The sequence below is a fragment of the Saccharomonospora halophila 8 genome (genome assembly GCF_000383775.1).
Classification (GTDB): domain Bacteria; phylum Actinomycetota; class Actinomycetes; order Mycobacteriales; family Pseudonocardiaceae; genus Saccharomonospora; species Saccharomonospora halophila.
In genome coordinates this window covers 15,217-25,297 of the sequence record NZ_KB912537.1, presented here as the reverse complement: position 1 = coordinate 25,297, position 10,081 = coordinate 15,217, and the positions used below count along the sequence as shown (strand labels likewise).

8 protein-coding genes and 2 pseudogenes are annotated in these 10,081 nt (G+C 73.5%); all 10 read left to right on the top strand.

Annotation, left to right across the window (positions count from 1 at the left end; genetic code table 11):
• Positions 1–967, top strand: a 967-nt coding sequence (locus SACHA_RS21375) for a molybdopterin-dependent oxidoreductase (RefSeq protein WP_019809379.1), incomplete at its 5' end; no start/stop codon positions are given.
• 257 nt (positions 968–1,224) lie between these two features.
• Positions 1,225–2,070, top strand: coding sequence for a redox-sensing transcriptional repressor Rex (locus SACHA_RS21370; protein WP_019809377.1), 846 nt, complete (start codon positions 1,225–1,227; stop codon positions 2,068–2,070).
• Positions 2,067–3,416, top strand: coding sequence for a glutamyl-tRNA reductase (locus SACHA_RS0110015; protein ID WP_019809375.1), 1,350 nt, complete (start codon positions 2,067–2,069; stop codon positions 3,414–3,416). The genes SACHA_RS21370 and SACHA_RS0110015 overlap by 4 nt, the downstream gene beginning before the upstream one ends.
• Positions 3,417–3,456: 40 nt before the next feature.
• A pseudogene (gene hemC / locus SACHA_RS21365) lies at positions 3,457–4,349 on the top strand (hydroxymethylbilane synthase).
• Positions 4,350–4,705: 356 nt separating this feature from the next.
• Positions 4,706–6,241, top strand: a complete 1,536-nt coding sequence (locus SACHA_RS0110005) for a bifunctional uroporphyrinogen-III C-methyltransferase/uroporphyrinogen-III synthase (RefSeq protein WP_019809373.1) — start codon at positions 4,706–4,708, stop codon at positions 6,239–6,241.
• 156 nt (positions 6,242–6,397) lie between these two features.
• Positions 6,398–7,369: a porphobilinogen synthase gene (gene hemB, locus SACHA_RS0110000; protein ID WP_051110166.1), complete on the top strand. Its 972-nt coding sequence runs from the start codon at positions 6,398–6,400 to the stop codon at positions 7,367–7,369.
• Between the two features lie 11 nt (positions 7,370–7,380).
• Entirely contained in the window at positions 7,381–7,896 is a 516-nt protein-coding gene (locus SACHA_RS0109995) for a hypothetical protein (RefSeq protein ID WP_019809368.1), read from the top strand.
• A gap of 107 nt (positions 7,897–8,003) precedes the next feature.
• The gene (locus SACHA_RS0109990; protein WP_019809366.1) at positions 8,004–8,384 is read left to right on the top strand and encodes a hypothetical protein; all 381 of its coding nucleotides are present in this window, start codon (positions 8,004–8,006) and stop codon (positions 8,382–8,384) included.
• Positions 8,381–8,716, top strand: coding sequence for a hypothetical protein (locus SACHA_RS21360; protein WP_019809364.1), 336 nt, complete (start codon positions 8,381–8,383; stop codon positions 8,714–8,716). Before SACHA_RS0109990 ends, SACHA_RS21360 begins: the two co-directional genes overlap by 4 nt.
• Positions 8,717–8,913: 197 nt before the next feature.
• Positions 8,914–10,081, top strand: a pseudogene (hemL, locus tag SACHA_RS21355) (glutamate-1-semialdehyde 2,1-aminomutase); the annotation flags it as partial.

The following is a 10,081-nucleotide window of genomic DNA, read 5'->3' as shown; positions in this document are numbered from 1 at the left end:
GTCGCGCACCGCGCTGGGCCGGATCCGGCCGGACCGCCCCGCGCCGCCCCTGCCCCCGGGGGCGGACTTCCGGCGGCTGGGCACCCCGTCGTTCGTCACGCGCAACGACGCCTTCTACCGCATCGACACCGCCCTCGTGGTGCCGCAGGTCCGCCCCGCGGACTGGTCGCTGCGCATCCACGGCATGGTCGACCGCGAGCTCACCCTCACCTGGGACGACATCGGCGCGCGCGAGCTCGTGGAACGCCGGGTGACGCTGTGCTGCGTGTCGAACCCGGTGGGCGGTCCGTACGTGTCGACCTCCGAGTTCACCGGCGTGGCCCTGGCCGATCTGCTCGCCGAGGCGGGGGTGCGGCCGGGTGCGCAGCAGCTGTTCTCGACGAGCGCGGACGGCTGGACCTGCGGCACCCCGATCGGCGCGGTCACCGACCGCGCACGCGGTGCCCTGCTGGCGGTCGGGATGAACCGGCGGCCGCTGCCGCTGGAGCACGGCTTCCCCGCCCGCCTGGTCGTCCCCGGCCTGTACGGCTACGTCTCCGCCACCAAGTGGGTCGTCGACCTGGAGGTCACCACCTGGGGCGCGCGGACCGCGTACTGGCGCGAACGGGACTGGGCCCGCGAGGCGCCGGTGAAGACGCAGTCGCGGGTCGACACGCCCCGGGAGGGCGCCGAGGTGTCCCCCGGAACGCTCACCGCGGCGGGGGTGGCCTGGGCCCAGCCCACCGGGATCGACCGGGTGCAGGTACGGCTGGACGACGGGCCGTGGGTCGACGCCGACCTCGCCGCGGACGTCAGCGACGACACGTGGCGGATGTGGCGGGCCGACGTCCGGGTCGGCGCGCCCGGACAGCACCGGTTGGTCTGCCGCGCCGTGGACGCGGCGGGCCGGGTACAGACGGGCGAGCGCGCCCCGGTACTGCCGGACGGGGCGACCGGATGGCACACGGTGTCGTTCACCGCGCGGTGATTCCTCCCGGGGCGGAGTGCGATCCGGCGCACGTCGTTCGTCGGGCCGCCCACCGACGTCGATCGGTACGGTGGTGGACGGCTCGCCGTGGCCGGGCGAAGCCCCGGTGTGGCCTGCGTCAAGGTTACGACCAGCTACTTTGTGCCCACGTTCACAGGTGGCTACCGTAGTGCCAATGCCGTGTGGGGTCGGGTATCGAACACCACCCGCCCCCGTGGGGTCAAGAGTGAATTCTTCGTCGGCGACAGGAGACCAGCGTGGTGGCACAGCGTGGCCGGCGCAACGGGTCCTCGTCCGCCTCGGGACGGGGGCGGCGGGCACCGGACGCCGACAACGCGCCCACCGCCGAGCTGCCCGCCGTGGAGACCGCGGACCCCGCCGACGCGACGGATCCGGGTGCCGGGGGGTTGCCCGTCAAGGCGGTGCCCGAGGCGGCCGTCGCGCGACTCGCCGTGTACCTGCGGGTGCTCTCGACACTGGCCGAACAGGGCTCGACCACCGTCTCCAGCGAGGAGCTCTCGCACGCGGCCGGGGTGAACTCCGCGAAGCTGCGCAAGGACCTGTCCTACATCGGCTCCTACGGCACGCGCGGCGTCGGCTACGAGGTCGAGGTGCTCATCGGCCAGATCGAGCGGACGCTGGGACTCACCCGCCAGCACCGGGTCGCCGTGGTGGGCATCGGCAACCTCGGGCACGCGCTGGCCAACTACGGCGGCTTCCCGGGACGTGGCTTCCCGGTGGAGGCACTGTTCGACGTCGACCCCGACCTGATCGGGGTCCCGGTGGGCGGGCTCCCGGTCTCCGGGCTGGAGGAGATCCCGCGGGTGTGTGCCGAGCGGGGCATCTCCATCGGGGTGATCGCCACGCCGTCCACGGCGGCGCAGTCGGTGTGCGACCGGCTCGTGGAGGGCGGGGTGCAGTGCATTCTCAACTTCGCCCCCGTGGTGTTGCAGGTGCCCGAACATGTCGAGGTGCGAAAGGTCGACCTGGCTGTGGAGTTACAGATCCTGTCCTTCCATGTGGCGCGCAGGGCGGACGGCGGGCCCGGTGCGGGCCGGGTCGCCGACACCGAGGGTCTCGGAGGTGCGGTGATGTCGTCGTGAGTGTCCTCGCGATCGGGTTGTCCCACCGGACGGCCGACCTGGTGACGCTGGAGCGCGCCGCCGTGCCGGCCGCCGAGGTGGTGAAGGTCCTCGACGAGCTGCACCGGGCCGAGGACGTCTCCGAGGTCATGCTGCTGTCGACGTGCAACCGCGTCGAGGTCTACGCGGTCGTGGAGACCTTCCACGGCGGCCTCGCCGACATCTCCGACGTGCTCGCCCGGCAGGCGGGCATGGAGCCGGGCGAGCTCTACGACAACTTCTACGTGCACTACGCCGGCGCGGCGGTGGAGCACATCTTCTCGGTCGCCTCCGGCCTCGACTCGATGGTCGTCGGCGAGACCCAGATCCTCGGGCAGGTGCGGTCGGCCTATGCCACCGCGCGCGCGGCGGGCACGGTCGGCCGCACCCTGCACGAGCTGATCCAGACGACGCTGCGGGTCGGCAAGCGCGTCCACACCGAGACGGGGCTCGACCAGCTCGGTGCCTCGGTGGTGTCCGAGGCGCTGGCCGCGGCGGGCGAGTTGGCGGGCAGGCGTGCGCTGATCGTCGGTGCCGGGTCGATGGGGGCGCTGGCGGCCTCGCAGTTGCGCAAGGCCGGCATCGGTGACCTGGTGGTGGCCAACCGCACGGTGGAGAAGGCCGAACGGCTCGCGGACTCGGTCGCCGAGCAGGGCATCCTCGCCCGCGCGGTGTCGATGGGTGTGCTCACCACGGAACTGGCCCGGGCCGACGTGGTGGTCTCCTGCACCGGCGCGAAGGACTCGGTTCTCGGCGCGGGGCACTTCTCCGACCTCGACCGCGGCGATGCCGCGGACACTCCGCTGGTGGTCTGCGACCTCGGGCTGCCGCGGGACGTCGAGCCGTCCGTCGGCGAGATCCCCGGGGTGTCGCTGGTGGACCTGGAGACGATCCGACAGCGGATGGCCGACTCCGGGACGGCGACCACGGAGAAGCAGATCGCCCGCGCGGGTGGTCTGGTGCTCGACGAGGTGCGCGAGTACCTGGCCGGGCAGCGCAGCGCCGCCGTCACCCCGACGGTGACCGCCCTGCGCAAGCAGGCCGCCGAGGTCGTCGACGCCGAACTGCTGCGGCTCGACCGCCGCCGCCCCGACCTCGACGCCGACGTCCGCGACGAGGTGGGCCGCACGGTACGGCGGGTCGTGGACAAGCTCCTGCACGCGCCGACCGTGCGCGTGAAACAACTGGCCGCCGAACAGAAGGCGGGCACCGACTACGCCAACGCGCTGCGCGAGCTGTTCGGGCTCGACCCGCAGGCGCCGACCGCGGTGTCCACCCCGTCCGCGGCCCCCGAGACGAGTCGGATCGACGGTGACGAGAGTGGCTGACAGGACTATTCGGATCGGCACGCGCGGCAGCAGGCTCGCGATGGCCCAGACGGGCACGGTCGCGCAGCGGCTGACCGATGCGGGACAGCGGGTGGAGATCGTCCCCGTGTCGACGCCGGGGGACCGCTCGTCGGCCCCGATCGCGGAGATCGGGGTGGGGGTGTTCACCTCCGCACTGCGCGACGCGCTCCTGCAGGGGGAGGTCGACGTCGCGGTGCACTCCTACAAGGACCTGCCCACCGCCGCGGAGGAGGGCCTCGCCCTGGCCGCGGTCCCGCCGCGGGAGGACCGCGGGATGCGCTGATCGCCCGCGACGGGCACACCCTGGGCGAGCTGCCGCCCGGGGCGACCGTGGGCACCGGGTCGCCGCGCCGGATGGCGCAGCTGCGGGCGCTCGGACTCGGGCTGAACGTGGTGCCCATCCGGGGCAACATCGACACCCGGATCGGCAAGGTGACCTCGGGCGAGCTCGACGCCATCGTGCTCGCCCGGGCCGGGCTGGCCCGTGTCGGCCGGACCGACGAGATCACCGAGACGCTGGATCCGCGCCAGATGGTTCCGGCTCCCGCACAGGGGGCACTCGCGATCGAGACCCGTGTCGACGACGTGGACACCGAGCACCTGCTTTACTCGATCGTGCACGATGAGCGGACGCGGGTCGCCGTGACCGCCGAGCGTGCCGTGCTGGCCGCGCTGGAGGCCGGGTGCAGCGCCCCGGTGGGCGCGCTGGCCGACGTCGTGGAGGACCTGGACGACGCCGGGGCGGTCGTCGAGCGGCTCTCGCTGCGCGGGATCGCCGCCACCGAGGCCGAGGACGATTCCGTGGAGGTGCTCTCCGCGTCCGTGGTCGGGGAGACCGCCGACGCGGACGCGCTCGGGCGCTCGCTGGCCGCGGAGCTGCTCGACCTCGGCGCGGGCACACTGTCGCACTGAGCCCGGACAGGGCAGGTCCCGGTCGTTCCGGCCGGGACGTGGGCCGTCCGGACGGGACGACGCGAGGACGGAGGGCCGTCGCTTCGACGCGGTGGACGAAGGGCCGCCGCATCGACGGCGGGAGACGGAGGGCCGTCGCTTCGACGGCCGGACACAAGTGCCGTCCTGAGGGGCGGCCGGGACAGAGCCGTCACGGACGGCGGACGGACCAAGCCGTCACGGACGGCGGACGGACCAAGCCGTCACGGACGGCGGTGACAGCAAGCCGTCACGGACGGCGGTGACACGAAGCCGTCACGGACGGCGGTGACAGCAAGCCGTCACGGACGGCGGACGGACGAGGAGAGACGACGTACATGACCCCCGCACGCAAGACCACGGGGCGCGTCGCCTTCGTGGGCTCGGGCCCCGGGGACGCCGGACTGTTGACGGTCCGTGCCCAGGAGCTGCTCGCGAAGGCCGACCTCGTGGTGACCGACCCGGACGTGCCCTCCGGTGTGCTCACCTACGCCGGTTCGGAGGCCGAGGTTCGCCCCGCCGTCGGTGAGCCCGGGGACGTCGCCAAGGACCTGACCTCGGAGGCCGAGGCGGGCAGGCTGGTCCTGCGCCTGACGGCCGGGGACCCGCTCACCCAGTCCGCCGTGGTGTCCGAGGTGCACGCGGTCGCCCGTACCAACGCGGTGTACGACGTGGTCCCCGGTGTCTCGCCCGCCGCCGCCGTGCCCGCCTACGCCGGGGTCGCCCTCGGGGGCCAGCACACCGAGGTGGACGTGCGCGGTGAGGTCGACTGGGCCGGACTGGCCGCCACGCCGGGCCCGGTGGTGCTGCACGCGACGTCGAGCCACCTCGCCGAGGCGGCGTCGGCGCTGGTGGAGCACGGTCTGTCGGCGCAGACGCCGGTCGCGGTCACCTCGAACGGCACCAGCAACACCCAGCGCACCGTGGAGACGACGCTGTCGTCGCTGGCCTCGGACGCCGGTGAGGTCGCGGGCCCGCTGATGGTCACCGTCGGCGAGGCCGTCGGCGACCGGCAGAAGCTGTCCTGGTGGGAGTCCCGCGCCCTCTACGGGTGGAACGTGCTCGTGCCGCGCACCAAGGAGCAGGCCGGGGACATGGCCGAGCGGCTGCGCAGCCACGGTGCCAGCTCGCACGAGGTGCCGACCATCTCGGTGGAGCCGCCGCGCAGCCCCGCCCAGATGGAGCGCGCCGTGAAGGGCCTCGTCGACGGGCGCTACCAGTGGATCGTGTTCACCTCGACCAACGCGGTGCGCGCGGTGCTGGAGAAGTTCGCCGAGTTCGGGCTGGACGCGCGGGCGTTCTCCGGCGTCAAGATCGCCTGTGTGGGCGAGGCCACCGCGGAGAAGGTGCGCTCGTTCGGCATCTACCCGGAGCTGGTGCCCTCCGGGGAACAGTCCAGCGAGGGGCTGCTGGAGGAGTTCCCGCCCTACGACGAGGTGCTCGACCCCGTCGACCGCGTGCTGCTGCCGCGCGCCGACATCGCCACCGAGACGCTCTCGGCGGGCCTGAAGGAACGCGGCTGGGAGATCGACGACGTGACCGCGTACCGCACGGTGCGCGCCGCGCCGCCGCCCGCCGAGACCCGCGAGATGATCAAGACCGGCGGGTTCGACGCCGTGTGTTTCACGTCGTCGTCCACGGTGCGCAACCTGGTCGGCATCGCGGGCAAGCCGCACGCGCGCACGCTGGTGGCCTGTATCGGCCCGAAAACCGCGGAGACCGCCACCGAGTTCGGCCTGCGCGTGGACGTGCGCCCGGAGCAGCCGAACGCCGTGGAGCTGGTGGACGCCCTCGCCGAGCACGCCGCCAAACTCCGCGCCGAAGGCGCCCTCCCCCCACCCCGCAAGGCCAAGCGCACCCGCCGCTCCTCCTGACCCCTCGGGGCCGGGGTTGTGCCGTGAGGGGCACATTCCCTGCCTGTGACGCAGTGAATGTGCCCCTCACGGCGTCTGACGCAGGGAATGTGCCCCTCACGGCAACCTCGGCCGGTGCGGGGGCACACGGGTGGTGACGGCGGGTAGGGTGGCGGAATGTTTCCCGAGCATCGGCCTCGTCGGTTGCGGGGTACGGCCGCCGTGCGGCGGTTGGTGTCCGAGACGACGCTGCGGCCGCGCCAGCTGATTCTCCCGATGTTCGTCGCCGAGGGCGCCGAGGCGCCACGGCCGATCGGCAGCATGCCCGGCGTCGTGCAGCACACGCGGGAGTCCCTGCGCAAGGCCGCCGTCGACGCCGTGCGCGCCGGGGTGGGTGGGCTGATGCTGTTCGGCGTGCCCGCCACCCACGACGCGCGGGGGTCCGGCGCCACCAACGAGAACGGCATCCTCAACGTCGCCCTGCGTGATCTGCGGGCCGAACTCGGCGACGACACGGTGCTGATGGCCGACACCTGCCTCGACGAGTTCACCGACCACGGGCACTGCGGCGTGCTGGACGCCGCGGGCGGTGTGGACAACGACGCCACCCTCGACCGTTACGCCGACATGGCGCGCGCCCAGGCCGAGGCGGGCGCCCACCTGCTCGGGCCGAGCGGGATGATGGACGGTCAGGTCGGCGTCCTCCGCCGCGCCCTGGACGACGCCGGGCGCACCGACGTCGGCATCCTCGCCTACTCCGCCAAGTACGCCAGCGCCTTCTACGGCCCGTTCCGCGAGGCCGTGGACTCGCAACTGCGGGGCGACCGCAACACCTACCAGCAGGACCCGGCCAACGCCCGGGAGGCGCTGCGCGAGGTGGAGCTGGACGTCGCCGAGGGCGCCGACGCCGTGATGATCAAACCGGCGATGACCTACCTCGACGTCGTCCGCGCGGTCGCTGAGAACTCCCCGGTCCCGGTCGCGGCGTACAACATCTCGGGGGAGTACTCCATGGTGGAGGCCGCCGCCGAGAAGGGCTGGATCGACCGTGAGCGCACCGTGTTGGAGACGCTGACCTCCATCCGGCGGGCGGGGGCCGACCTGATCCTCACCTACTGGGCGGCTGAGGCCGCGGCCTGGCTCGACTAGAGTCTCCCGCCGTGACGGAACCACCCGAGTCGGACGACCAGCGTCGCAAGCGCGGCCTCCCACCCGAACCCGCCGTGCCCGGCGAGAAGCGGGACGACGCAGCCGTCCCCGGCCCGGTGACGGCCGGATTCTGGCTCTACGTCCTGGCCGGCCTCGTGCTGGTGGCCGCCGTCGTACTCACGTTCCCGCAGCAGGAGAGCCTGGTCGACTCCCTCCTCGAACGGGAGGTCGACGGGTTGACCCGCGAGCAGGCCGAGACCAGCGTGACCAACTTCCTCTGGCTGCTGCTCATGGGGGCGCTCGCGCTGGCCGGGTTCACCTGGCTGTTCGCGTACAAGGCGCGGCAGGGCACCCGCTCGGCGCGCACCGTGCTGACCGTGCTCGCCGCCGTCTTCCTCCTCGTCGCGCTGCTGCTGCCCGGGCTGATGGCGATCGCCGCGGCGTTCGCCGCCGTGCTCGCGACGGTGCTGTTGCACCTGCCGAGCGTGACCGATTACTTCCCGCAGGTGGGGAGGTCGCTGCACTGAGCGGGCCGCGGGACCGGCCCTCCGACGGCCGCACGCACTACGCCGAGCCGGGCGCGCGTCTCCGCGCGCTGCTCTGGGGTCCCGTCTTCGCACTCGGGGGCTGGCTCGTGGAGGTCGGGAACGGCTTCCGCCCGCACACCGTGACCTGGGTGGTCGTCGCGGTCGGGCTGCTCGGGCTGACCTGGTTGTGGGTGTCGGCACGCCGACGTTTCCTCGCCGTCGCGGTCGACGACACCCACCTCCGCCAGGGCTCCGAGTGGCTCCCCCGCACCCGGATCACCGAGGTCGACGGGGAGGGTGCCGACCACGGCCCCGACCGGCGGGGCACCGGGAGGGGCCGCGTCCTCGGGGGAGGGTTCGACGTGCCGCGCGGGTACGAGGAGATCCCGCTGCGGCTGGACGACGACACGACGGTGCGGGCCTGGGCACGGGACGGTGCCGCACTGCGTCGGGCGCTGCGGACGGCCGTGACAGACTCGACCCCGTGAGTGACGTCGCTCCGCCCGCTGCCGCCGCGTCGCACGGGCGTGCCGCGGCCCGGTTGCATCACCCCGCCCGGCTGGTGGTGGCGGTGCTCGAAGTGCTCGCGGCCGGTGCCGCCGGATGGATGGTCCCGCAGGCCTGGGCGCGGGCCTGGGGCACGGTCGTGTTCCACCTCGACGACGGGACCGAGCTGGTCTCCCGCACCGTGGCGGGCAACTGGGTGGGACTCGCCTTCGCCCTGGCCACCGCCGCCGCGCTGCTCCTCGTGGACGCGGGCAGGCAGACCCTGCTGGGCACCCGGACGCGCCGACGGCGACGCGGCGGTCCCGGCCGCTGACGAACGACCGCTCCCGGGGCGGCCCGGCCGGGGCACCGTCGCGACGGCGTCTTTGCGAGACTGGGAACGTGAGTTCAGCAGTGGAGCAGTCGGTCGAGCAGTCCAGGTCCTGGTTCGCACGCGCCGAGGCCGCCACGCCCGGCGGGGTGAACTCGCCGGTGCGGGCGTTCGCTTCGGTGGGTGGCACCCCGCGGTTCATGGTGCGGGCGCAGGGGCCGCACCTGTGGGACGCCGACGGCCACCGCTACGTCGACCTGGTGTCCTCCTGGGGCCCGATGATCCTCGGCCACGCCCACCCCGAGGTGGTGCGCGCCACGCAGGAGGCGGCGGCGTCCGGGCTGTCCTTCGGCACTCCGACCACCGGTGAGGTGGAACTCGCCGAGGAGATCATCCGCCGGGTCGGGCCCGTGGAGCAGGTGCGCCTGGTCAACTCGGGCACCGAGGCGACGATGAGCGCCATCCGGTTGGCGCGCGCGTTCACCGGCCGCAGCGGGGTCGTCAAGTTCGCGGGCTGCTACCACGGGCACGTCGACGCGCTGCTCGCCCAGGCCGGGTCCGGGAGTGGCCACGCTCGGCCTGCCCACCTCGCCCGGCGTCACCGGGGCGCAGGCCTCGGACACGGTCGTGCTGCCCTACAACGACATCGACGCCGTCAAGCGGTACTTCGCGGACAATCCCGACTCGGTCGCCGCGGTGATCACCGAGGCCGCGGCGGGCAACATGGGCGCGGTCGCCCCGCGGGACGGTTTCAACGCCGAGCTGCGCGAGATCGCGCACGCGCACGGGGCCCTGCTGGTCATGGACGAGGTGATGACCGGCTTCCGGGTGTCCGAGGCGGGCTGGTACGGCGTCGACGGCGTGGCCGGCGACCTGTACACGTTCGGCAAGGTGATGTCCGGCGGCCTGCCCGCCGCCGCGTTCGGCGGCCGGGCCGACGTCATGGCGAAGCTCGCCCCGAGCGGCCCCGTCTACCAGGCGGGCACCCTCGCCGGGAACCCCGTCGCCGTGGCGGCCGGACTGACCACGCTGCGCCTGGCCGACGCCGAGGTGTACCGCACGCTCGACGCCAACGCGCACCGGCTCGGCGGGCTGCTCAGTACCGCGCTGAGCGCCGAGGGTGTCGAGCACACCGTGTCGTACGCGGGCAACCTGCTCAGCGTCTACTTCACCGACCGGCCGGTGCACGACTACGAGAGCGCGGCGGCCTCGGCGACGTGGCGGTACCGGCCGTTCTTCCACGCCCTGCTGGACGCGGGCGTGTACCCGCCGCCGAGCGCGTTCGAGGCGTGGTTCGTCAACGCCGCCATGGACGACGCCGCCTTCGAGACCATCGAGGCGGCCCTGCCCGCCGCCGCCCGGGCCGCC